We start from the raw sequence: 22,417 nt of genomic DNA on the forward strand, positions 1-22,417 counted from the left end.
GGGGCGTCGCTGTTCTGGGGGCATAGCAACCGTGACCAAGGAGGCACGACAGCAATGACCCTGAAGACCCTCATGATGAGCGCCGCAACCGCAGCCCTTTTCGCCGGCGGGGCGGCCTATGCCCAGGACTCCAGCACGGACGCCCAGGCGCAGACCGAAGGCGGCGAGATGAGCGCCACCGAAGGCCAGGCCGGCGGCACCGGCGCCGAGCTGGGCACCACCGGCGAGACCGGCATGTCCGGTGAGGCCGGCGCGGAAGCCGAGACCGAGATGGCCGAGGAAACCCCGCCGCAGTCGCTCGAGGAGATGACCGTGGGCGACATGATCGGCCTGCCGGTGCAAAGCACCGAGGGCGAGAACATCGGCGAGATCGACTACCTGATCGACGGGCCGAACGGCCTCGAGGCGGTGATCGGCATCGGCGGTTTCCTGGGCCTTGGCGAATACACCGTGGCCCTGCCGATCGGTGACTTCGAGTTCGACGCCGAGCAGCAGGTGCTGATCCTGGCCTCGACCAAGGAAGAGCTGAAGGAACGCCCGGAGTTCGACGAGACCGGCGTGACCGGCCTGCCGGAAGACATGGCCCTGGCGGAACTTCTGTCGGATGACGCCGAGGCTGGCGCTTCGGCCACCAGCGGCACCTCGATGGGCGGCTCGGCCGACACCGAGGCCGGCATGGACGACGGTGCGGCCTCCGAAACCGAGAGCGACGGCGCGGCGGAAGCCGAGGCCGAAGCCGAAGCAGAGACCGACATGGGCGCCGAGGCAGAGGCCGAAGCCGAAGCCGGCGGCGAGACCGAGATGGAGAGCGACAGCTCCATGGATGAGGACGGCGAGACCCAGAACAACTGATCTCGCGCGGATGACCGGCAGGGCCGGCTCCCCTCTCGTGCCCTGCCCGTCCCGACGCCCCGCGGTTCCGCCGCGGGGCGTTTTTTCTTGAGCGCGCGCATGACCCGCGCATAGCGTTTCCGCATCGCGCCCCCGTGACGGCGCGGACATGGGACAGTGGAGGAGCGATACCATGGGAAAACGTGACGAGTTGATCGAGAAATACGCCGAGGACCTGCGCGGCAAATGCGGCATGCAGCCGGACATGGACCTTTTGACCAAGGTCACCATCGGCTGCGGCCCGGCGATCTACAACGACGACGCCTCGACCGTGGCGGCCTCGGACCCCGAGGAGCTCGAGACCATCAAGCGCAACTTCCTGATGAAGAAGCTCGGCCTGCCCGAGAGCGCGGATCTGATGGCCGGGATCGACGCGGCGGTCGAGACCTACGGCCGGTCCGAGCGCAACAAGTATCGCGCGGTCTTCTACTACCTGCTGACCAAGCACTTCGGCCGGGAACAGGCCTACGCCTGAGGCCGGGCTGCGCGGGGGCCCTTGGGGCGTCTCGCGGGCCTGTGGACAGGCGCGGGTTTAAGCCGTGGAATCAGGAGAAAGCGCCTCGAATTTGAGGCGCTTATCTTTTGCAGGCGACCGGTATACCGGTGTATCTAGGACATGTCGCCGGCAGTAGGGGGCCGGCGCCGACCCGACATCCGGGGGCGTGTGGGAGCGCAGGGGATCGGGTCCGGCGAATACGCCGGACCCAAACCACACCCGGAGCAGGGCTTTCCAAGACAGGGATAGGCAAGGATGCGCTACGGGCCCGCGCGATGCAGGGCCGGAGGGGCCGGTGTGCCTCTGCGATACCCCACCAAACCATTAAAATATATCGAAAATTTTGAGGTCTTAGGCTTTGCGGTTCGCCGGTATACCGGTGTAACGTTTATCTGTCGGCGGCGATTGGGGACCACCGGCCAGGCGCCGCGGAAGCGGGCGCTTCGGGGACCGGGTCCGACGGCGCCGTCGGACCCAACCGCCCACCGGGGGATTTGGCCGGATGGTGGGGGGGGCTTGTCTCCGTGAGTTCCGAGAGAGTGCTAGCGGTGGGTGTCACGAAGGGCTTCGCGCAAGATCCGCGGTTCGGTTCGGCAGCTCTCAACCCGTCTCAGCAGAACATGGTCGGTATTCGGGCGCTTCCGAACGAAAGACGTGCGACTGCAAGAGACCCTCGGTCGAAACAAAGGGCGCGCGCCGGACCGGGGGCCGGCGCTTCCGACCTCCAAGCTAAGCGCTTTATCCCGGCAAGGTCATTGCTCGCTGTAGGCTAGGCACGCCATCCCAAGGAGCGCCGGCCCATCGGGCCGGTCCGGCGCGCGCCCGGCACCTTCGGTGCTATTCGGGCGCAAGAGGGGCGCTTGGATGGGTCAGGTCGCGCGTGAAGCCGAGCACTGGCATGCGAAGGACGGACAAAGGTGTTCGCTCAAGGCGCGGTCAGCTCCGCCTCGGGCATTCGCTCTACCCGCGTGCAGGAAACGCCGACCCAACAACCGGACCCCGCCTCCCCTCAGCCCTCGACCCCGCCCAGCGCGCAGATCCGCGCCCATTCCTCACCGCTCACCGGCTGCACCGAGAGCCGCGAGTTCTTCACCAGCACCATCTCGGAGAGCGCCGGGTCCTCCTTGATCATCTCCAGCGTCACCGGCGTCGTCAGCGGCGCAAGCGCCTTGATGTCCACGCAGTCCCAGCGCGCGTCCTCGGTGGTGCTGTCGGGATGCGAGGTGGCGATCACCTCGACGGTGCCGACCACGGCCTTCTCCTTCTGGGAATGGTAGAAGAAGCCGCGGTCGCCCAGCGCCATCTCGCGCATGAAGTTGCGCGCCTGGTAGTTGCGCACGCCATCCCATTCCTCGCCCTCGGCGCCCTTGGCGACCTGGTCGTCCCAGGACCAGGTCGAGGGCTCCGACTTGAACAGCCAATAGCGCATCAGCCGATCACCTTCTTCCATTCCACCAGCTCGACCGAGGCGAAAAGCCCGGCCTTGGCGTAGGGGTCGTTCTCGGCCCAGGCTTCGGCGGCCGCCATGTCGGCGACCTCCAGGATCACCAGCGAGCCGGCCATCTCGCCGTCGACGATCAGCGGCCCGGCCTGGGTCACCACGCCGGTGTCCTCGATATAGGCCAGATGCGCGTCGCGGTTGGCCTTGCGGATCTCCAGGGCGCCGGGCTTGTCCCGGGCGGTCAGGGCTACGAGCATGTCTTTCTCCTCTCCTTGCAAAGGTCTCAGGCCTTGGCGCCCTTGCGGCCACCGCCGATCAGCGGCGCCGAGGCGGCATCGAGCGGCCAGCGCGGGCGGGCGGCCAGGTCCATGCCCGAGCGCGCCCCGGCGGCGAACATCTCCTGCCCGGCCCAGGCGATCATCGCGGCATTGTCGGTGCAAAGCGCCAGGGGCGGGGCGGTGAAACGCAGCCCGGCCTCGGCGCAGATCGCCTCGAGCGCGCCGCGGATCGCGCCATTGGCCGCCACGCCCCCCGCGATGGCAAAGGCGGGGGCCGCGGGCGCCTCTTCGAGGTAGGCGGCGATGGCCCGGCGGGTCTTCTCGGCCAGGACGTCGCGCAGCGCGGCCTGGAAGCCCGCGCAAAGATCGGCGCGGTCGCCCTCGGTCAGCCCGCCCTTCTCGGCGACAAGCGCGTCGCGCTGGCGCAGAAGCGCGGTCTTCAGGCCGGAAAAGCTCATGTCGCAGCCCGGCCGGTCGAGCAGCGGGCGCGGGAAGGCAAAGCGCTTGGGATCGCCCGCGCGGGCGGCCTTTTCCACCGAGGGCCCGCCGGGCTGCGGCAGGCCCAGAAGCCGCGCGGTCTTGTCGAAGGCCTCGCCCGGGGCGTCGTCGATGGTGCCGCCCAGGCGGCGGAAGTCCTCGGGCCCGCGCACCACCAGGAACTGGCAATGCCCGCCCGAGATCAGCAGCATCAGGTAAGGATAGGCCAGATCGTCGGTCAGCCGCGGCGTCAGCGCATGGCCCGCGAGGTGGTTCACCCCGACAAGCGGCTTGCCCGCGCCCGCCGCCAGCCCCTTGGCGCACATCACCCCCGAGAGCACGCCGCCGATCAGCCCCGGCCCCGCGGTCACCGCCACGGCGTCGACCTCGGACAGCGTCAGCCCGGCGCCCGACAGCGCCTCTGCCACGGCCAGGTCCAGCTTCTCGGCATGGGCGCGCGCGGCGATCTCGGGCACCACGCCACCGAAGGCCGCGTGCAGCTCGGCCTGGCCCATGACCACGTTCGACAGGATCTCGCGCCCGCGCAGGACCGCCGCGGCGGTGTCGTCGCAGCTGCTTTCGAGACCGAGGATGGTGAGCGGGCCGGGCATGACCTCTCCATTGCGCAAAGGCAGTCTGCGAGGTAGCCCTTTCCGGGCGAGGCCACAAGACAGGCGGCGTTATGCCCGACCCGATCCTGCTTCTGACCCGGCCGGACCGGGCGTCGCGCGGCTTTCTCGAGGCGCTGGCCTCGGATGGGCTGCGCCCGGGGGCCGTGGTCATCTCTCCGCTGATCGAGATCGTGCCCGAGGGCGCCCTGCCCGACATGGCGGGGATCGCCGGGCTGATCTTCACCTCCGCCCATGGGGTCGAGGCCTACCAGCGCGCGGGCGGGCCGCATCGGCCGAACTGTTTCGCCGTGGGCAGCGCCACCGCCGAGGCCGCCCGCGCCATCGGGCTGCACCCCGCGACCGCCGAGGGCGACGCCGAGGCGCTGATCGCGCTGATCCAGGCGACATCGCCCGAGGGCCCGCTTCTGCACCTGCGTGGCCGCCATGCCCGCGGCGACATCGCGGCCCGGCTGACCGAGGGCGGCATCGAAACCCGCGAGGCGGTGCTTTACGACCAGCGCCGCGCCGGGCTGAGCCCCGAGGCGCAAGCCGCGCTCGGCGGCACGGCGCCGGTGGTCGCGCCGCTCTTCTCGCCGCGCACGGCGGATCTGCTGGCCGCCTCTGGACCCTTCGCCGCGCCGCTTTACGTCGCTGCGATGAGCGGGGCGGTGGCCGAGCGGCTCAAGGGCCTGCCGCGGGCCGAGCTGGTCACCGCCGCCCAACCGAATGGCACGGCGATGCGAAAGGCGCTGGCCGATCTTTGGGCGCGGGCGCAAGCGCTTGAGGGCGGCGGACCGGGTCAGTAAGGTCGAGCGGACACCCGCCCCAGGCGGCGCCCGGTGACAGATTCGAAAGGTAGGGACAGTTGGCAAACTCGAAAAAGCCCAGGGGCCGCGCCTCCAAATCCGTGCAATCCGCCGAGGATACGCTGGCGGCCGGCACCTCCGAGCGCGCGGACAGCCTTCCCGACAGCGCCGGCGCCGAGGACACGCTGAACGCCGAGACGCCCGAGACGACCGGCGCGGAGAAGACCTCCGAGACGGGCTCTGAGAGCGCGCCGAAGCCCGAAGAGGCTGCTGCCGGCCCTTGGGGTGGTGACGCCGAGGGTGCTGCGAAAGACGCGGCGAAGAGCGGCTCGGGCGAGGACACCACGGGCGAGGACGCCAAGACCGAGACTGCGGAGGCGACACAGGATGACGGCAAGAGCGACGACAGCGCCAGCGAGGCATCCGATACCACGCCCCTCGACAGCCAGGACGACCAGCCCGAACCCGGCGAGGAACGCCCTCGGGTCGCCGAGGCCGCGGCCTTTGGCGCTGTCCCCTCGGAGGGCCCCGGCAAGCAGGAAAGCACCGGCAGCGCCCCGGCCGCGAAGGAGACCGTGGTCGAACGCAGGGGCGGCTTCCTGCCCCTGGCGCTGGGCGGCATCGTCGCCGCCGCGGCGGGCTTCGGCGTTTCGGAATACCTCAACCGCCAGGGCGCAGAGGAGGCCGCCAGCTTCGCCGAGGAGACCCGCGGCGCGCTTGAGGCGCAATCGGGCGAGATCGCCGATCTGACCGGCCGTCTCGAGGGCATCGAGACCGATGTGACCGCCGTCGACCTTTCTTCGGTCGAAAGCGCCGTGGCCGATCTGACCAGCCGCAGCGCCGCCATCGGCGAGGAGCTGACCGCGCTGTCCGACCGCGTCGCCGCGCTGGAAGAGAGCGGCAGCACGCTCACCGATCGGGTTTCGACCCTGGAGCGCGCGCCGGTGGAAGACGCCGTCTCTCCGGCCGCGATCGAAGCCTACGAACAGGAAATCGCGCGGCTGCGCGAAGAGGTGCAGGCGCAGCTCGCCGAGGTGCAGGCCCAGCGCGAAAGCGTCGAGGCGCTGGCCGAAGAGGCCGTGGCCGCCGAACGCGCCGCCCAAACCGAGGCCCGTACCGCCGATCTGCGCGCCCAGGTGGCGGCGCTGCGCAGCGCGCTCGACAGCGGGCAGCCCTTTGCCCAGTCGCTGGAGCCGCTGCGCGGCTCCGAGATGGTCGAGTTGCCCGAGGCGCTGACCGCGACCGCGGGCGACGGCGTGGCCTCCATGGCCGAGCTGACAGAAAGCTACCCCGAGGCCGCCCGCGCGGCGCTGGCCGCCGCCCGCGAAGCCGGGGCCGCCTCGGAGAACCGTGGCCGCATCGCCGGCTTCTTCGCCGAACAGCTCGGCGCCCGCTCGGTCACCCCGCGCGAAGGCGACAGCGCCGACGCCGTGCTCTCGCGCGCGGAAGCGGCGCTGCGCGGCGGCGACCTCGCGGCCACATTGCAAGAACTCTCCGCCCTGCCCGAGCCCGCCGCCGCGGCGATGTCGGACTGGAGGGCGCGCGCCGAGGCGCGGCTCGCGGCACTGGAGGCCGCCGCCGCGCTCTCCTCGGAACTGGATTCGGAATAAGGGTCGGCTCATGCTCTGGTCACTCATCAAGATCGTTCTTTTCGTCGCCATCGTGGCGGCCCTGACCCTTGGCGCCAGCTACCTGATGGAAAGCGAAGGCGGGGTGCAGATCACCGTCGCGGGGATGGAGTTCACCCTCGGCCCGCTGCAGTCGGTGATCGCCGCCGTGGTGCTCTTCGTCGTGGTCTGGCTGGTGCTGAAGCTGGCCTCGCTGCTGGTGGCGGTCCTGCGCTTCATCAACGGCGACCAGACCGCGATCTCGCGCTATTTCGACCGCAACCGCGAGCGGAAGGGCTACCAGGCGCTGGGCGACGGCCTGACCGCGCTGGCCTCGGGCGAAGGCCGGCTGGCGCTGGCCAAGGCACAGAAGGCCGAACGCTACCTGCACCGCCCTGAGCTGACCGACCTCTTGCAGGCCCAGGCCGCCGAGCAGATGGGCGACCGCAAGAAGGCCGAAGAGGTCTACAAGCGGCTCCTGAAGACCGACGCCACCCGCTTTGTCGGCGTGCGCGGGATCATGAAGCAGCGCCTCGCCTCGGGTGACACCGAGACCGCGCTGCGGCTCGCCGAACGCGCCTTCGCGATCAAGCCCAAGCACGAAGAGGTGCAGGACACGCTCCTGTCGCTGCAGGCCCGCAAGGCCGATTGGGCCGGCGCCCGGCGCACCCTGGCCGCCAAGCTCAAGCATGGCTCCATGCCGCGCGACCTGCACAAGCGCCGCGACGCGGTGCTGGCGCTTTCCGAGGCGCGCGACATCCTCGACGAGGGCAAGGACATCGAGGCCCGCGAGGCAGCGATCAGCGCCAACAAGGCCTCGCCCGACCTGATCCCCGCCGCCGCCATGGCCGCGCGCGGCTTCATCGCCGATGGCCGCAAGAAGAACGCCACCCGGCTTCTGAAGAAGGCCTGGCAGGCCCAGCCGCACCCCGAGCTGGCCGCCGCCTTCGCCGAGATCGAGCCCGCCGAAAGCCCCGCCGAGCGGCTGCGCCGCTTCTCGGCGCTGACCTCGATCCAGCCCGAGCACCGCGAGACCCGGCTGCTCCTGGCCGAGCTGCATCTGGCCGCCGAGGATTTCCCCGGCGCCCGCCGCGCGGTCGGCGAGCTCTGGCAAAGCGAGCCCGACGCCCGGGTGTTGACCATGATGGCGGCGATCGAACGCGGCGAGGGCTCCGAGGATGCCATCGTCCGCGGCTGGCTCGCCAAGGCGCTGACCGCCCCGCGCGGGCCGCAGTGGGTCTGCGAGAACTGCAATAACATCCAGACCGAGTGGTCGCCGATCTGCAACAACTGCGACGCCTTCGACACCCTGAGCTGGCGCACGCCGCCGAAGACCGACGTGACCCTGCCCGCGGGTGCCGAGATGCTGCCGCTCCTGGTCGGCCCCTCGGTCATGCCGCCCGACGAGGCCGAGCTGGTCGCGGAGGAGCCCGAGGTGGAGGATGCGGCGGAGGCGTCTGGGACCTCCGAGGCGGCCCCGTCGGAGCCCGCATCCGAGGCTGAATCCGCGCCCGACGCGCCCGAAGAAAATGCCGAGGCCCCGCGCGAAAAGGCCTCCTGACCCCTTCCCATCCCCCCGGCGCGGTGCTATGTGCCCGCGCACGGAAATTGGGCCGCTGTAGCTCAGCTGGTAGAGCACGTCATTCGTAATGATGGGGTCGTAGGTTCGAGTCCTATCAGCGGCACCATGTTTCCGGCCTTCCCTTACATCCTGAGCGGGCCGGATCTGCTCGGCGAGCGCGTGCCGCCGTGCCGGGTCACGCGGCGCGATGGGTGCAGCGATTTCGTTTCACTGTAAGTGTTGGGTGATGGCGCGCCCGGTCAGCACGCAGGCACGTAGCCGGACGCCTATCCGCAGGACGCGACCGGGCTCAGCGCCCCGTCGCCTCCTCCAGATCCATCCGATCCACCGTCACCAGCGCGCCGCGTTGGCCGATGACCTGGCGGGCCAGGCGGCAGCCCGCGCGGCAGGCGGCGGAGAGGTCCGCACCGCGCAGCAGAGCGGCAAGGAAGCCCGCGTTGAAGGCGTCGCCGGCGGCGGTGGTGTCGACGACCTCCGCGGCGGGTTCGGGAGCGATCTCGAGCGCAACATCAGGGCCCCGCACCACCACCGTGTCATCCCCGTTCTTCACCACGACCAGCTCCGCCCCGGCGGCGCGGTAGCGGGTGGCGACGGCCTCGGGCGTGCTGTCGCCGAAGGCGGCGGCCTCGTCGGAGAAGGACGGCAGGACCACATCCGCGGCACCGGCGGCCTTGGTGATCTCGGCGCGCAGGGTCTCCGCCGTCTCCCAGAGGGCCGGGCGGATGTTGGGGTCGAAGACCACGCGCACGCCCTCGGCCCGGGCGCGGGCCAGCGCCGCGTGCAGCCTCTGCCGGCCCTCGGGCGGCAGCATGGCCAGCGTGATGCCGGAGAAATAGGCCAGATCGCCCGGCACAAGACCCGGCAGCGCCTCCAGATCGTCGGCCAGCGTCCGCGCCGCCGAGTTGGCGCGCCAGTAGCTGAAGCTGCGCTCGCCCTCGTTCAGCGAGATGAGATAAAGCCCGACCGTCCGGTCCGCGCGCCGGGCCAGGATCGGGTCGATCCCGGCCTCGCGCATGAAAGCCTCCATCCGGGCCGAGACGTCGTCCTGCCCCACCGCCGAGAGATAGCCGACCGACAGCGACGGGTCGCCGACCTGCCGCAGATACCAGCAGGTGTTGAAGGTGTCCCCGGCGATGCCCATGGCGTAGTTGCCGTCGCCCGCCGGGGCCATCTCGATCATGCATTCGCCGATGCCCAGAACCCGGGTCATCGCGCCACCCCTGCCGCATAGGCCGCCGCGACGCCGCGCAGCTCGGCGAGGCCACGCATCCGGCCGAGGTAGGGATAGCCCGCGCGCATGCCGCGCTCCTGGTCCCAGGCGATCATATGTCCGTGGTCGGGGCGCATGGGCAGCCGGGTGCCACGCGCCGCCTCGATTCCCAGGACCTGGCCCAGGATCCGCACGAGACCCGCGTCGCCGCCCAGGTGCTCGGCCTCGTGGAAGCTGATGCCGTCGGCCTCGCGCCGGGTCGAGCGCAGGTGCAGGAAATGCACCCGCGCGCCGAAGCGTTCGAGCATGGCGGGCAGGTCGTTGTCGGGCCGGACGCCCAGCGAGCCGGTGCAGAAGGTCAGCCCGTTGGCGCGCAGCTCGGAGCGCCCGAGGATCGCCGCGAGGTCGGCCTCGGTCGAGACCACGCGCGGCAGACCAAAGAGCGGAAACGGCGGATCGTCAGGGTGGATCGCGAGGGCGACGCCCAACTCCTCGGCCACGGGCAGCACCCGGTCGAGGAAGGCGAAGAGGTTGGCGCGCAGGTCCTCGGGCCCGATCCCGTCGTAGGCGGCGAGCCGGGCGCGGAAGGCCTCGAGCGTCCAGCTTTCCTCGGCGCCGGGCAGCCCGGCGATGATCGTGTCGGTCAGGCGCTGGCGCCCGGCCTCGTCCATCTCGGCGTTGCGGCGGGTGGCGGCCTCGACGATGTCGGCCCGGTGATCGGCGCGGGCGCCCGCGCGCCCTAGCACGAAGATGTCGAAGACCGCCGCGTCCACCGCGTCGTAGCGCAGGCAGCGCGCGCCGTCCGACAGCTCATGGGCAAGATCGGTGCGCGTCCAGTCGAGGACCGGCATGAAGTTGTAGCAGACGGTGCGGATGCCGGCAGCGGCCAGGACCCGAAGGCTTTCGGCCCAGGCGTCGGCATGGGCTTCCCAGCCGGGAGCGCCGGTCTTGATGTCCTCGTGCACGGGGATGGATTCGACCACCACCCAGTCGAGCCCCGCCGCGCGGATCATGTCGCGGCGCGCTTCGACCTCCGCGCGCCGCCAGGCGACGCCCGCGGGCACGCCGTGCAGCGCCGTCACGATGCCGGTCGCGCCGGTCTGACGGATGTCGGAAAGCGTCACGGGATCGTCGGGGCCGAACCAACGCCAGGATTCGATCATTTCTTGCCTTTCTTGTTGTCTGGAGGCCGCCTAGCCCGTGCGCGACACGGGCTCGAAGAGGTAGCCGTCGAAGGCCGGGTCATCGACATCCGACAGCGCCATGAGCGTGTCGCGGACGTTGCCGAGATGCTGCCACATGGCGGTCTGCGCCTGCTCGGGGTTGCGGGCCTGCAGGGCGGTCATGATCGCCTGGTGGTCGTCCAGCCAGGCGCGCCGGTAGGTGGTCTCGAAGATGCGGTTGTGCAGCCGCGCCCACATCGGGCTTTGCTCGCGCTTGCGCCAGAGCTCCTCGACCACGTCGACCAGCACCGAGTTCTGCGTCGCCTCGGCGATCAGCCGGTGAAAGGCCCGGTCGCCGGAATATTCCGAGGCGCCGCGTTCAAGGTCGGCGCGCTCGAGCTCCAGCGCCTCGCGCAGGCGCAGGATGTCGTTCTTGGTGACCATCCGGGCGGCGAAGCCTGCGATGTCGGCCTCGATCAGCTGGCGCGCCTGCAAAAGCTCGAAGGGCCCGATGTCGTCGCGCGCGGGCACGCTGGTGGCATGGGGGTTGGACGAGATGTAGATGCCCGAGCCCTTGCGGACCTCCACGGCGCCCTCGATCTCGAGCAGGATCAGCGCCTCGCGCACCAGCGAACGCGAGACCCCGAGCCGTTCGGAGAGCCCGCGTTCGGGCGTCAGCCGGTCGCCGGGTTTCAGCCGGGCCTCGGCGATGAGGTCGCGGATCGCCCGGGCGATGTCCTGGTATTGGCGAGGCTTGTTCATGCTGTGTCCTCCTCGGCGCATTCGGCGTAATAGGCCGCGAGGATATCGAAAGCGGGCTTCTTCGTCTGCTTGTCCGCCGCGATCAGGCCCTTGCGGTTCCAGCCCCGCTGGAACACGTTCTGCCGCCGTTCAACCCGGAAGTCGTAGAGAATCCACGGCGACATGCCCTTCACGTAGTCCAGCGCGCGCAGGGTGGCGATCTGCTTGCGGTAGACCTCGGCCTGATAGGCCAGCGAAAAAAGCCCTGTTTCGGGCCCTGCCTCGTGGTCGCCGTCGGCGCCGGTCTCGGAAATGACGACGGGCCGGTCGGGGGCGGAGTTCTCGCCGATCACGCCCAGCTCGTCGAAGTTCTCGTCGTACCAGCCGTAATATTCGTTGATGCCGATCACATCGATATGGGCCGCCAGCCGGTCTTCGATCTTCAGCTTGCGGTGGTTGACCAGGCAGGCGGCGGCCACAAGCCGGGTCGGGTCCTCAGAGCGGCAGGTCTCGGCGAGACTGCGCATGAAGGCCAGCCGCGCGTCGGTGTCGGGGTTCTCGTTGCCGATCGACCAGATCGCCACGCTGGCGCGGTTGCGGTCGCGGCGGATCAGTTCGGTCAGCTGGTTGGTGGCGTCGCGCAGGGTCGCGGGGTTCTCGAAATCCACCGCCCAGTAGACCGGGATCTCTTCCCAGAGCAGGAAGCCCATCTCGTCGGCGATCTCGGCCGCGCGTTCGTGGTGCGGGTAATGCGCGAGGCGCAGGAAGTTGCAGCCCAGCTCCTTGGCATGGGCGAAGCGGCGGCGGATGTCTTCCTCGGAGGTCAGCTTGCCGTCACCCGCGTCGTCCTCGTGGACCGAGATGCCGCGCAGGAAGAGCGGGCGGCCGTTCAGCACGATCTCGGTGCCGCGCCGCGCGATGCTGCGGAAGCCGACACGGTCCTGCACGCGGTCGCCGCCTGCGGTGCAACTCACGTCGTAAAGCCGCGGGTTCTCGGGCGCCCAGAGCTCTGGGCTGGCCTCGAGCCGGGCCTCGCCACGGCCCTCGGTCAGGGGAATGTCGGTGGCCACGCCCAGCTCGGGGATCTCGAACCGCGCGGTGTCGGCCGGGCCGTCGGCCTGAACCGAGACGCGGATCGCGCCACCGTCGAGCCGCACGAAGAGGTCGCGGATCACCGTTGCGGGCGTCTCGTAGAGCGTGACCTCCCGGTAGATGCCGCCGTAGTTGAACCAGTCGGTGTTCCGCATGGGCACGCGGTCGCGGGTGCGGCTGTTGTTCACGCAGAGCATGAGCCAGTTCTCGCCCGGCTCCAGCGCTTCGGTCAGCTCGAGGCAGAAGGGCGTCGAGCCGCCGTAATGGTTGCCGAGGAAGCGCCCGTTCACGAAGACCTTGCAGTCGTATTGGGCGGCGCCGATCCGCAGGAAGCGGCGCCGTCCTTCGGTGAGCGGGTCCACGTTGACCGGCCGGCTGTACCAGGCGGAGCCTTCGAAGAAATACCATTTCTCCTTGAGCATCTGCCAGCACGAGGGCACCGGCACGGTCTCGCCCGCGTGGGGGTCGTAGTCCCAGGGCTCGATCCGGTCCCCGGGGTCTGCGGGCGTCATGGCGAACCATTTCTGCCGCAGCCCCGTATCGAGAAGATCGACACAGAAATTCCAGTCTCCGCCAAGCGACCAGCCAGACCGGCCGCCGGTGAAGATCAGGGTCTCGGCGCTCAGCGACTGCGTGTTGAAAGGACGGTCGTAGTCCTCGTCATGCAGCGCCTGCAGCGCGTTCTCCGCGATATCGGACCGTTCGAGCATGCCGGATCAGGAGCCCGAGCCGCCGGCCGCGCGGATGCGCTCGATCAGCTGCGCGACGGTCTCGGAGGTGGCGCCCACCTCGTCGTACATCGGCTGGACGGCCTCGACGAAGGGCGCCTTGTCGACCTCGTGGATCTCGACACCCAGATCGGCCTGGGCCTCTTCGATCGCGGCGCTGGCGGCCTCTTCCCAGGCGACGCCGTGACGCTCCTGCATTTCGGCGGCGGCGGTCTGCAGCGCCTCCTGCTGCTCGGGCGTCATCGCGTCCCAGGCGCAGTTCGACATGACCACGACCGAGGGGATGATCGTGTGCTCATCCATGGAGAAATGCGTCACCACCTCGCCGTGCCGGGCGGTGGTCAGCGCGGTCGGGTTGTTCTCGGCCGCATCGACGACGCCCTGCTGCAGCGCGCTGTAGAGCTCGCCCCAGGAAATCGGCGTGGGGTTGCCGCCGAGCAGTTCGACCATGCGGATCGCCGAGGGCGAGGGCTGCACGCGCACCTTCAGACCTTCGAGGTCCGCCGGCGACAGGATCGGCTTCTGGCCGTAGAAGGACCGCGCGCCCTCGGTCAGGAAGGCCACGCCGCGGAAGCCGTTGTCGACCGAGGCGGCCAGGATGTCCTGCCCGATCTCGCCCGAGACCACCGCGTTGAAATGGTCCTTGCTGTCGAAGATATACGGCAGGTTGATCGCGGAGTAGCTTTCCTCGAAGGCCTCGAGCTCGGAAGCGTTCGAGCGCGCCATCTCCAGCGCGCAGTTCTGCACCAGCTCCATCGATTCGCGCTGGGTGCCAAGCTGGGCGTTGGGGAAAATCTGGATCTTGATCTCGCCGTCGGTCAGCTCTTCCACGCGGTCGGCCATGTATTGCATGGAGACATGCGTGGGGTGATCCGGCGGGTTGTTGTGGTTCAGGCGCAGCGTGTCCGCGCTGGCGGCCGAGGCCGTGGCGACAAGGGCCGTGGTGGTCAGGAATGTGGTGACTTTCATGATGCTCCTCCCAGAATCTCGATGCGCGGGTCCACCGAATTGGTCGACCAAACGCAGGCAAGTTGCGCCATATTCTGACATCCAGTCAACCAATTTTCGCAAATTGGTTGACCAATCGTGCTGAGCCTGAGAGTTTGCGGCACGGATCTCGGCATGGGAGGGGACGAGATGAAGCACTGTCCAGCCGCATTGTTTTCGGGTCGGGGAGGCGCGGGATGAAGCCTGTCGTCGACACCGCCCTTCGCTGGATCGTCATCACGATCTTCTCGGTGCTCGTGGTCTGCGTGAGCTGGCAGGTGATCAGCCGCTACGTCCTCGGCACCCCCAGCGTGCTGACCGACGAGCTGGCGCGCTTTTTGTTCATGTGGCTCGCGCTGATCGGCGGGGCCTATACCTTCGGCGCCCGGCGTCACCTCGCCATCGACCTGCTGACCATCACCCTGAAGGGCCGCGCGCGGCTCATCTCGGAGGCGGCGATCCTGGCCGTGGTGATCACCTTCGCCGGCGTGGTCATGGTCTGGGGCGGCTGGTCGCTGGTCTCGCGCACGCTGGCCTCGGGCCAGGTGACCCCGGCGCTGCGCATCTCGATGGGCTGGGTCTACGGGGCCATCCCCTTCGCGGGCGCGGTCATCGCCTACTACTGCCTGACCTTCTTCGCCGAGATCGCCCGGGGCCGCCTGCCCAGCGGCGAGGGCGACACCGATCTGCCGTTGGAGTGAGGAGCGCACAATGGACTACGCAATCTGGGTTCTCTTCGGCTCTTTCGGGATCCTCATGGCCATGGGCGTGCCGATCGCCTTCGCCATTGGTTCGGCGGCGACGCTGACCTTCCTGCTCTTCATGGGGGTCGAGCAATCGGTCTTCATTGTCGCGCAGCAGATGGCCTCGGGGCTCGACAGCTTCACTCTTCTGGCGATTCCCTTCTTCATCCTGGCGGGCAACATCATGAACCGCGGCGGCATCGCGCTGCGGCTGATCGACTTCGCCAAGGTGCTGGCCGGGCGGTTGCCGGGCGCGCTGGCGCATTGCAACGTGATCGCCAACATGATGTTCGGCTCGATCTCGGGCTCGGCGGTGGCCTCGGCGGCGGCGGTCGGCGGGGTCATGGCCCCCCTGCAGGAGCGCGAGGGCTACGACCGGGGCTTCTCCGCCGCGGTGAACATCGCCTCCTGCCCGACGGGCCTTTTGATCCCGCCCTCGGCCACGCTGATCGTCTATTCGCTGATCACCGGCGGCACCTCCATCGCGGCGCTCTTCGTGGCGGGCTATCTGCCCGGGCTCCTGATGGGGCTGGGCCTGATGATCGTCGCGGGGCTGATCGCCAAGCGCCGGGGCTACCCGGTGCCGCCGCGCCCCTCGCTCTCCGAGGTCTGGCGCGCGGCGCGCGACGCGATCCTGCCGCTGGGGCTGATCGTGGTCATCATGGGCGGCATCATCACCGGGGTCTTCACCGCAACCGAGGCCTCCGCCGCGGCGGTGATCTACGCGCTGGTGCTCGCATTGGTCTGGTACCGCGAGATCACCATCCGCGACCTGCCGAAGATCATCATGGAATCCGCGGTGACCACCTCGGTCGTGCTCTTGATGATCGGCGCCTCGATCGCGATGAGCCGCGCCATGGCCTTCGGGATGATCCCCAACACCATCTCGGACGTGCTTCTGGGCATCTCCGAGAACCCGCTGGCGATCCTCCTGGCGATCAACATCACGCTTCTCCTGATCGGCACCTTCATGGACATGACGCCGGCGCTGCTGATCTTCACGCCGATCTTTCTGCCGGTGGTCAATGACCTGGGCATGGACCCGGTGCATTTCGGCATCGTGATGACCTTCAACCTCTGCATCGGCATCTGCACCCCGCCCGTGGGCTCGGCCCTCTTCGTCGGCTGTTCCGTCGGCGGCACCTCGATCGCCAAGGTCATCCGGCCGCTTCTGCCGCTTTACGCGGTGCTGGTGACCCTGCTCCTGGTCGTGACCTATGTGCCCGAGATCAGCCTCTTCCTGCCACGCCTTCTGCTTGGATACGGCTCATGAAAACTCTGAACGCCTGGACCCTTGAGGCCCGCCACGCCTGCGGTCTCGACCTGCTCATCGAGGGACGGCACCAGCTGCGCATCCGCGTGCTCGAGGACGACCTGATCCGGGTGTCGCTTCTGAAGGACGGCGCCTGGCGGCTGCCGCGCAGCTGGACCGTCGCGCCCGGGGGCGAGATGCCCTGGGAGGGGCGCAGCCGCGACGACCTCTCGGGCTTCACCTGCCCGGCCCCGGTGGTGCGCGAAGGCGAGACTCTGGAGATCGAGACCGCCAAGCTGCGCCTGACCATCCGCCAGCCCTTGCAGCTCTGCTGGTCGGCGAAGATCGGCGGCACCTGGGTGCCCTTCGTCGAGGAACGCCCCACCGGCGGGACCATGCTGGGGGTCCGCGATCACGCCCACGGCCACTTCCTGCGGCGCTACGAGAACGAGCCCGTGCATGGCCTCGGCGAAAAGACCGGCGACCTTGACCGCTCGGGCCGGCGGTTCGAGATGCGCAACCTCGACGCCATGGGCTACGACGCCGAGACGACCGACCCGCTTTACAAACACGTGCCTTTCACCATGACCCGCACGGAAGGCGCCGGGGCCTGGTCGATCTTCTACGACAACCTCGCCTCCTGCTGGTTCGACCTCGGCAACGAGCTCGACAACTACCACCTGCCCTACCGCGCGCTGCGCGCCGAGGATGGTGACCTGGATTACTACATCCGCTGGGCGCCCGAGATGCTGGACCTCGTGAAGGCGCAGGTCCGGCTGACCGGCGGCACGGCCTTCCCGCCGCGCTGGACGCTGGGCTATTCCGGCTCGACCATGAGCTACACCGACGCGCCCGACGCCCAGGCGCAGCTCGAAGGCTTCCTCGACAAGATCGCCGAACACGAGCTGCCCTGCGACAGCTTCCAGATGTCCTCGGGCTACACCTCGATCGGGGCCAAGCGTTACGTCTTCAACTGGAACCGCGACAAGGTGCCGGATGTCGACGCCATGGCGGCGCGCTTCCGCGAGGCGGGCGTGCATCTGATCGCCAATATCAAGCCCTGCCTCCTGCAGGACCACCCGCGCTACTCCGAGGCCGCCGAGGCCGGGCTGTTCGTCCGCGACAGCGAGGCGCCGGACCAGCCCGAACGCTCGATCTTCTGGGACGACGCGGGCTCGCATCTCGATTTCACCAACCCCAAGACCGTGGATTGGTGGAAGGAGGGCGTCACCACGCAGCTTCTCGAGCACGGCATCGGCTCGACCTGGAACGACAACAACGAATACGAGATCTGGGACCACGCCGCGCGCTGCGCGGGCTTCGGCACGGAGGTCGACGTGGGCCTGATCCGGCCCTTGATGCCGATCTTCATGAGCCGCGCCTCGGAAGAGGCCCAGCGCGCCCATGCGCCGGGAAAGCGGCCCTATCTCATCTCGCGCTCCGGCGCGCCGGGGCTGCAACGCCACGCCCAGACCTGGTCGGGCGACAACCGCACCGACTGGAAGACCATCCGCTACAACATCCGCACCGGCCTCGGGATGAGCCTCTCGGGATTTTACAACATCGGCCATGACGTCGGCGGCTTCGCCGGCCCCCGGCCCGAGCCCGAGCTGTTCCTGCGCTGGGTGCAGAACGGCATCTTCCACCCGCGCTTCACCATCCATTCCTGGAACGACGACGGCACGGTGAACGAGCCCTGGATGTATCCCGAGGTTCTGCCGCAGATCAAAGAGGCCCTGGCCCTGCGCTACCGGCTGCTGCCCTATCTCTACACCTGCCTCTGGCAGGCGGCGGCGCGGGACGAGCCAATGCTGCGGCCGCTTTTCCTCGATCACCCCGAGGATGCCGCCACCTGGGAAGAGCGCGACGAGTTCCTGCTGGGCCGTGACCTGCTGGTCGCCAATGTGCTCGGCAAGGGCGCCGAGACGCGCAGCGTCCTCCTGCCCCGGAACGGCACCGGCTGGTGGGATTTCCACGCCGGGACCTGGCACGAGCCGGGCGCGCGGGTCGATCTGGCCGTCGGCCTGGGCTCCATGCCGCTTTTCGTGCGGGCGGGCGCGGTCCTGCCGATGTCCACCGGCGCGATGCGCGCCAACCCAGACGCGGAAACCGGACGCGCGCTGCATCTCTTCCCCGCGCCCGAGGGCACATCGGAGAGCCTGCTCTACGAGGACGACGGCATCAGCGAGGCGCCGCGCCACAGCCTGCTGACCTTCGCGCTTGGCGCGGATGCGGAGGCCGTGACGCTCGACTGGGCCCAAAGCGGCCCGGGCGCGCCCCTGCTGCCCAAGGCGCGGATCGTGCTGCCCGAGGGCGAAACCCGCCCGCTCACCCTGCGCGGCGAACGTGCAAGCCATGGCGCGGAGGTGACCCTGTGACCCAGCTGGCACTGACCACGGAGGCCCCGCGCTACGACCGCGCCGCCCTGCGTCCGCGCATCCTGCACATCGGTTTCGGCGCCTTCGGGCGCGCGCATCCGATGTGGTTCCTCGACCGCGGGCTGGACGCGGCGGGCGGCGACTGGGGTGTCGTCGCGGCCCGGCTGAACTCCGGGGCCGAGACGCTCGACGCGCTCGAGACCGCCGGGGGGCGCTACCACCTCGCCGCCGCCGACGGCAGCGCGGCGCTTCTGCGCGAGGTCGGCTGCGTGATCGCCACCCGTCATCCCAAGCGCGACGGCCCCGAGGCGCTGCCCGATCTGATCGCGCAGCCCGGCCTCGACGTGATCTTCCTGACCGTGACAGAGAAGGGTTATTGCCAGCGCGACGGGCGGCTCGACCAAAGCCGCGAGGACGTGCGCGCGGATCTCGCCGAGGGCAGCGCCCCCGGCACCGCCATCGGATTGCTGGTCGAAGGGCTGCGCCGCCGCCGCGCGGCGGAAGGCGCGCCGATCACCGTCCTTTCCTGCGACAACATCCCGAGCAACGGCACGCTGCTGCGGCAGGTCACGCTGGACTTCGCGGCGGCGCGGGAGCCGGAGCTGGCGGAGTGGATCGAAGCCAATGTCGCCTTCCCCAGCGCCATGGTCGACCGCATCACGCCCGCCATGGACGAGGCCGGGCGCGCCCTGATCCGCGACCTCGCGGGCACCGAAGACTCCAATGCCATCGTGACCGAACCCTTCGCGCAATGGGTGGTCGAGGATCATTTCGCCGGCCCGCGCCCGCCGCTGGCGGAAGGTGGCGCCGAGCTGGTCGCCGATGTGACGCCCTTCGAGGAGATGAAGCTGCGGATGCTCAACGGCGCGCACAGCTTCCTCGCCCATGCCGGGCGGCTCGCGGGCCATGAGACCGTGGCCGAGGCCGTGGGCGACCCGGTGCTGCGCGAGGCGACCCGGCGGCTCATGCTGGAGGAACAGGCGGTGACCCTCGACATGCCCGAGGGCGTGGACCTTTCGGCCTATGCCGAGGCGCTGATCGCGCGGTTCGACAACACGCGGCTGCGCCACCGGCTCGATCAGATCGCCCAGGACACCAGCCAGAAGATGCCGCAGCGGCTGTTCGAACCGGCCGCGCTGAATGTGTCGGCGGGCCGGCCCTGGCCCCTGACCGCGCTGGCCCTCGCCTGCTGGATCGCCGCGCTGCGCGAGCTGCCCCGGGTCGCCGACCCGCGGGCCGATGAGCTTCTCGCGGCGGCGCGGGCCGAGGATCCCGCCCGGGCGCTTCTCTCCCTGCCCGGCCTCTGCCGCGATCCCGCGCCGCTGATCGGCCCGGTCCGCGACGCATTCGATACCCTGTCCCACCGCGGTCTCCAGGCCGCGCTGAAGGAGGCCCTGTGACCCGTTTCCTGAACGCCGATTTCCTGCTCGACACCCCCGAGGCGCGCCGCCTCTACCACGAGGTCGCCCACGACCTGCCGATCGTCGATTACCACAACCACCTGCCTCCGGCGGAGATCGCCCAGGACCAGCGCTGGGACGAGCTGGGCACGCTTTGGCTCGGGCACGACCACTACAAGTGGCGCGTGATGCGGTGGGCAGGCGTCGAGGAACGCCTCGTGACCGGCGACGCCGACCCGCGCGAGAAGTTCGACGCCTTCGCCCGCGCCATGCCGAAGATGGTCGGCAACCCGGTGCATCACTGGAGCCACCTGGAGCTTTGGCGTTACTTCGACCTCGACGGCACGATCCTGAGCGAGAAGACCGCCGATCACGTCTGGGAGGTGACCCAAGAGCGCCTGGCCCGGCCCGACTACGGCGCGCGGGGCCTCTTGAGCCGCATGAAGGTCGAGCTGGTCGGCACCACCGACGACCCGCTCGACACGCTGGAACATCACGCCGCGCTGAAGGATGCGCCCTGGCGCGTGGTGCCGACTTTCCGCCCGGACCCGGCGGTCAAGATCGAGGCGGCGGGCTTCGCCGACTGGGTGGCGCGGCTTGAAGAGATGACCCATCCGATCCGCGGCTTCGAGGACCTGGTGGCCGCGCTGGAGCTGCGGCTCGATCATTTCGTCGCCCATGGCTGCCGGGCCGCCGACCACGGGATCGACCGGCTGGACGCCGGGGCCCCGGTCAGCGAGGCGACGCTCGATGCCGCGCTCGACAGCGCCCGCGCCGGGCGTGAGGTCGGTGCCGAGACGGCGGCCTCCTGGCGCGCGGCGGTCTTTGTCGCCATGGGCCGGGCCTATGCGCGGCGCGGGCTGGTGATGCAGCTGCACGTCAACGCGATGCGCAACAACCGCAGCCGGCTTCTGGATGCCGCGGGGCGCGATGCGGGCGCGGATTCGATCCGCGACATCGGCCTGGCCGAGCCGCTGAATGCGCTGCTCGACCGGCTCGATTGCAGCAACGAGCTGCCGCGCATGGTGATCTACGGGCTCGACCCGGCGCGAAACCCCGCGATCGTGACGACCGCGGGCAATTTCCAGGACGGCAGCGTGCCGGGCAAGGTGCAGGCCGGGACCGCCTGGTGGTTCAACGACCAGCTCGACGGGATGGAGGAGCAGATGCGCACCCTGGCGCAGATGGGGCTGATCTCGACCTTCCTCGGCATGCTGACCGACAGCCGGTCCTTCCTGTCCTTCCCGCGGCACGAATATTTCCGGCGGCTGTTCTGCCGGATTCTCGGCCGCTGGGCCGCCGAGGGCCACGTGCCGGACGATGCCGAGACGCTGGACGAGTTGACCCGCGACGTCTGCTACCGCAACGCCCGCGACTGGTTCCTCACCTGACGCAGGGCGCGCGGGGCGCCGGGCTCACTTGCCCGAATACTCCCGATACCACTCCACGAAGCGGCGGATGCCGTCGCGGAAGTCGGTCTGCGGGCGGTAGCCGGTGAGGTTCTGCAGAAGCGTCGCATCCGCCCAGGTGGCCGGCACGTCGCCGGTCTGCATCGGCATCATGTTCTTCTCGGCCTCCTGGCCGAGGGCCTCTTCGATCCCGGCGATGAAATCCATCAGCCGGACCTTGTCGGAATTGCCGATGTTCACCACGCGGAAGGGGGCGGCGGGGCTGAGGGTATCGGCCTCGACGCGGGTCTCCTCGCCTCCGGGCACCGCATCGACCAGGAGCCGGATGCCGCGCACCAGGTCGTCGATATAGGTGAAGTCGCGATACATGTCGCCGTAGTTGTAGACGTCGATCGGGCGGCCATCGAGGATCGCGTCGACGAACTTGTAAAGCGCGAGGTCCGGCCGGCCCCAGGGCCCGTAGACCGTGAAGAAGCGGAACATGGTCGTCGGCACCCGGTGGATATGCGCCCAGGCGTGGCCCATGCTCTCGTTGGCCTTCTTGGTCGCCGCATAGATCGTGAGCTGGGTGTCGGCCTTGTCGGTCTCGGCAAAGGGCATCTCCTCGTTGGCGCCATAGACCGAGGAGGTCGAGGCCATCAGCAGGTGCTGCACCTCGTGGCGCCGCGCCGCCTCCATGACCGAGAAGGTGCCCATGACGTTGGAGGTCAGATAGGCCTTGGGGTTCTCGAGCGAGTAGCGCACGCCGGCCTGGGCGGCGAGATGCACGATCACATCGGGCTCGAAGGCATCGGCGGCGGCGTCGAAGGCCTCCTGGTCCTCGAGCAGCGCCTCGGTCGCGGTGAAGCCGGGCTTCTGGAACAGATGCGCGTGGCGGCGCTGCTTCAGGCGCACGTCGTAGTAGTCGGTCATGCCGTCGAAGCCATGCACCGTGAAGCCCTCGTCGAGCAGCAGCCGCGAGAGGTGGAAACCGATGAAACCGGCCGAACCGGTGACGAGAACGCGTGTCATGGAAGGCCCCTTGTTGCGCTTGCCCCCCGCCTTCCTAGGCGGGCGGCGCGGGCTTGGAAACCCCGGGCCCTGCAACGCCGGGCCGCGCACGGGCGTTCACCTCTGAGTGAGACC

Annotated in this window: 19 protein-coding genes and 1 tRNA gene; 11 read left to right on the top strand and 9 right to left on the bottom strand. The window is 69.4% G+C overall.

Translation table 11 applies throughout. The annotated features are described in order from the left end of the window. Positions 1-54: 54 nt before the first annotated feature. Both ACX938_RS05620 and ACX938_RS05625 read left to right on the top strand, forming a co-directional pair. The gene (locus tag ACX938_RS05620; protein WP_459430298.1) at positions 55-852 is read left to right on the top strand and encodes a PRC-barrel domain-containing protein; all 798 of its coding nucleotides are present in this window, start codon (positions 55-57) and stop codon (positions 850-852) included. A 172-nt stretch (positions 853-1,024) separates the two neighbouring features. After that, the gene (locus tag ACX938_RS05625; protein WP_232754531.1) at positions 1,025-1,366 is read left to right on the top strand and encodes a DUF2853 family protein; all 342 of its coding nucleotides are present in this window, start codon (positions 1,025-1,027) and stop codon (positions 1,364-1,366) included. A 1,030-nt stretch (positions 1,367-2,396) separates the two neighbouring features. On the opposite strand, the gene ACX938_RS05630 is transcribed toward ACX938_RS05625, so the two are convergent. From ACX938_RS05630 to tsaD, 3 genes are read right to left on the bottom strand one after another with little or no spacing between them, the layout of a single operon-like run. Further along, the gene (locus ACX938_RS05630) at positions 2,397-2,816 is read right to left on the bottom strand and encodes an EVE domain-containing protein (RefSeq protein WP_459430299.1); all 420 of its coding nucleotides are present in this window, start codon (positions 2,814-2,816) and stop codon (positions 2,397-2,399) included. After that, the gene (locus tag ACX938_RS05635) at positions 2,816-3,085 is read right to left on the bottom strand and encodes a YciI family protein (protein WP_459430300.1); all 270 of its coding nucleotides are present in this window, start codon (positions 3,083-3,085) and stop codon (positions 2,816-2,818) included. Before ACX938_RS05635 ends, ACX938_RS05630 begins: the two co-directional genes overlap by 1 nt. A 26-nt stretch (positions 3,086-3,111) precedes the next feature. Continuing rightward, entirely contained in the window at positions 3,112-4,194 is a 1,083-nt protein-coding gene (tsaD, locus tag ACX938_RS05640; RefSeq protein WP_459430301.1) for a tRNA (adenosine(37)-N6)-threonylcarbamoyltransferase complex transferase subunit TsaD, read from the bottom strand. Between the two features lie 71 nt (positions 4,195-4,265). Here tsaD and ACX938_RS05645 point away from each other — a divergent pair, with 71 nt between their 5' ends. From ACX938_RS05645 to ACX938_RS05660, 4 genes are all read left to right on the top strand, one after another. Then, a complete protein-coding gene (locus ACX938_RS05645; RefSeq protein ID WP_459430302.1) occupies positions 4,266-5,000 on the top strand; it encodes a uroporphyrinogen-III synthase in 735 nt (244 codons plus the stop codon). A gap of 59 nt (positions 5,001-5,059) precedes the next feature. Continuing rightward, positions 5,060-6,610, top strand: a complete 1,551-nt coding sequence (locus ACX938_RS05650) for a COG4223 family protein (protein WP_459430303.1) — start codon at positions 5,060-5,062, stop codon at positions 6,608-6,610. Between the two features lie 10 nt (positions 6,611-6,620). Next, on the top strand, positions 6,621-8,168 hold the full coding sequence (locus ACX938_RS05655) for a heme biosynthesis HemY N-terminal domain-containing protein (protein WP_459430304.1): 1,548 nt from the start codon (positions 6,621-6,623) through the stop codon (positions 8,166-8,168). Between the two features lie 51 nt (positions 8,169-8,219). Continuing rightward, a tRNA-Thr gene (locus ACX938_RS05660) sits at positions 8,220-8,295 on the top strand. 183 nt (positions 8,296-8,478) lie between these two features. On the opposite strand, the gene ACX938_RS05665 is transcribed toward ACX938_RS05660, so the two are convergent. Genes ACX938_RS05665 through ACX938_RS05685 form a run of 5 tightly spaced genes read right to left on the bottom strand, consistent with a single transcriptional unit; the run spans position 8,479 to position 14,092 of the window. Beyond that, the gene (locus ACX938_RS05665; protein WP_459430305.1) at positions 8,479-9,399 is read right to left on the bottom strand and encodes a sugar kinase; all 921 of its coding nucleotides are present in this window, start codon (positions 9,397-9,399) and stop codon (positions 8,479-8,481) included. Further along, entirely contained in the window at positions 9,396-10,562 is a 1,167-nt protein-coding gene (uxuA, locus tag ACX938_RS05670) for a mannonate dehydratase (RefSeq protein WP_459430306.1), read from the bottom strand. Before uxuA ends, ACX938_RS05665 begins: the two co-directional genes overlap by 4 nt. Before the next feature lie 30 nt (positions 10,563-10,592). Further along, entirely contained in the window at positions 10,593-11,324 is a 732-nt protein-coding gene (locus ACX938_RS05675) for an FCD domain-containing protein (RefSeq protein ID WP_232754522.1), read from the bottom strand. Beyond that, positions 11,321-13,105, bottom strand: coding sequence for a glycoside hydrolase family 2 protein (locus ACX938_RS05680; RefSeq protein ID WP_459430307.1), 1,785 nt, complete (start codon positions 13,103-13,105; stop codon positions 11,321-11,323). The genes ACX938_RS05675 and ACX938_RS05680 overlap by 4 nt, the downstream gene beginning before the upstream one ends. A 6-nt stretch (positions 13,106-13,111) precedes the next feature. Further along, positions 13,112-14,092 (bottom strand): TRAP transporter substrate-binding protein, encoded by a 981-nt coding sequence (locus ACX938_RS05685; RefSeq protein WP_459430308.1) that lies wholly within the window; start codon positions 14,090-14,092, stop codon positions 13,112-13,114. A gap of 215 nt (positions 14,093-14,307) precedes the next feature. On the opposite strand from ACX938_RS05685, the gene ACX938_RS05690 reads away from it, so the two are divergent. The 5 genes from ACX938_RS05690 to uxaC are packed head-to-tail and all read left to right on the top strand — an operon-like array spanning position 14,308 to position 21,274. Then, on the top strand, positions 14,308-14,811 hold the full coding sequence (locus ACX938_RS05690) for a TRAP transporter small permease (RefSeq protein WP_232754519.1): 504 nt from the start codon (positions 14,308-14,310) through the stop codon (positions 14,809-14,811). Positions 14,812-14,821: 10 nt separating this feature from the next. After that, positions 14,822-16,126, top strand: coding sequence for a TRAP transporter large permease (locus ACX938_RS05695; RefSeq protein WP_232754518.1), 1,305 nt, complete (start codon positions 14,822-14,824; stop codon positions 16,124-16,126). Continuing rightward, positions 16,123-18,483: a glycoside hydrolase family 31 protein gene (locus ACX938_RS05700; RefSeq protein WP_459430309.1), complete on the top strand. Its 2,361-nt coding sequence runs from the start codon at positions 16,123-16,125 to the stop codon at positions 18,481-18,483. Before ACX938_RS05695 ends, ACX938_RS05700 begins: the two co-directional genes overlap by 4 nt. Next, complete coding sequence (locus ACX938_RS05705) at positions 18,480-19,883, top strand: mannitol dehydrogenase family protein (protein ID WP_459430310.1); 1,404 nt, start codon at positions 18,480-18,482, stop codon at positions 19,881-19,883. Before ACX938_RS05700 ends, ACX938_RS05705 begins: the two co-directional genes overlap by 4 nt. Then, positions 19,880-21,274, top strand: coding sequence for a glucuronate isomerase (uxaC, locus tag ACX938_RS05710; protein WP_459430311.1), 1,395 nt, complete (start codon positions 19,880-19,882; stop codon positions 21,272-21,274). Before ACX938_RS05705 ends, uxaC begins: the two co-directional genes overlap by 4 nt. 24 nt (positions 21,275-21,298) lie before the next feature. On the opposite strand, the gene ACX938_RS05715 is transcribed toward uxaC, so the two are convergent. After that, on the bottom strand, positions 21,299-22,303 hold the full coding sequence (locus tag ACX938_RS05715; RefSeq protein ID WP_459430312.1) for an NAD-dependent epimerase/dehydratase family protein: 1,005 nt from the start codon (positions 22,301-22,303) through the stop codon (positions 21,299-21,301). Positions 22,304-22,417 lie beyond the last annotated feature (114 nt).

This window comes from Roseivivax sp., from assembly GCF_054552075.1.

What these genes read in the sequence shown, in the direction of transcription:
- ACX938_RS05695 (WP_232754518.1), top strand. Translation starts at nt 14,822, where the DNA reads ATGGACTACGCAATCTGGGTTCTCTTCGGCTCTTTCGGGATCCTCATG.
- ACX938_RS05665 (WP_459430305.1), bottom strand. Translation starts at nt 9,399, where the DNA reads ATGACCCGGGTTCTGGGCATCGGCGAATGCATGATCGAGATGGCCCCG.
- tsaD (WP_459430301.1), bottom strand. Translation starts at nt 4,194, where the DNA reads ATGCCCGGCCCGCTCACCATCCTCGGTCTCGAAAGCAGCTGCGACGAC.
- ACX938_RS05630 (WP_459430299.1), bottom strand. Translation starts at nt 2,816, where the DNA reads ATGCGCTATTGGCTGTTCAAGTCGGAGCCCTCGACCTGGTCCTGGGAC.
- ACX938_RS05700 (WP_459430309.1), top strand. Translation starts at nt 16,123, where the DNA reads ATGAAAACTCTGAACGCCTGGACCCTTGAGGCCCGCCACGCCTGCGGT.
- ACX938_RS05680 (WP_459430307.1), bottom strand. Translation starts at nt 13,105, where the DNA reads ATGCTCGAACGGTCCGATATCGCGGAGAACGCGCTGCAGGCGCTGCAT.
- ACX938_RS05655 (WP_459430304.1), top strand. Translation starts at nt 6,621, where the DNA reads ATGCTCTGGTCACTCATCAAGATCGTTCTTTTCGTCGCCATCGTGGCG.
- ACX938_RS05690 (WP_232754519.1), top strand. Translation starts at nt 14,308, where the DNA reads ATGAAGCCTGTCGTCGACACCGCCCTTCGCTGGATCGTCATCACGATC.
- ACX938_RS05620 (WP_459430298.1), top strand. Translation starts at nt 55, where the DNA reads ATGACCCTGAAGACCCTCATGATGAGCGCCGCAACCGCAGCCCTTTTC.
- ACX938_RS05675 (WP_232754522.1), bottom strand. Translation starts at nt 11,324, where the DNA reads ATGAACAAGCCTCGCCAATACCAGGACATCGCCCGGGCGATCCGCGAC.
- ACX938_RS05625 (WP_232754531.1), top strand. Translation starts at nt 1,025, where the DNA reads ATGGGAAAACGTGACGAGTTGATCGAGAAATACGCCGAGGACCTGCGC.
- ACX938_RS05685 (WP_459430308.1), bottom strand. Translation starts at nt 14,092, where the DNA reads ATGAAAGTCACCACATTCCTGACCACCACGGCCCTTGTCGCCACGGCC.
- ACX938_RS05715 (WP_459430312.1), bottom strand. Translation starts at nt 22,303, where the DNA reads ATGACACGCGTTCTCGTCACCGGTTCGGCCGGTTTCATCGGTTTCCAC.
- ACX938_RS05645 (WP_459430302.1), top strand. Translation starts at nt 4,266, where the DNA reads ATGCCCGACCCGATCCTGCTTCTGACCCGGCCGGACCGGGCGTCGCGC.
- uxuA (WP_459430306.1), bottom strand. Translation starts at nt 10,562, where the DNA reads ATGATCGAATCCTGGCGTTGGTTCGGCCCCGACGATCCCGTGACGCTT.
- ACX938_RS05635 (WP_459430300.1), bottom strand. Translation starts at nt 3,085, where the DNA reads ATGCTCGTAGCCCTGACCGCCCGGGACAAGCCCGGCGCCCTGGAGATC.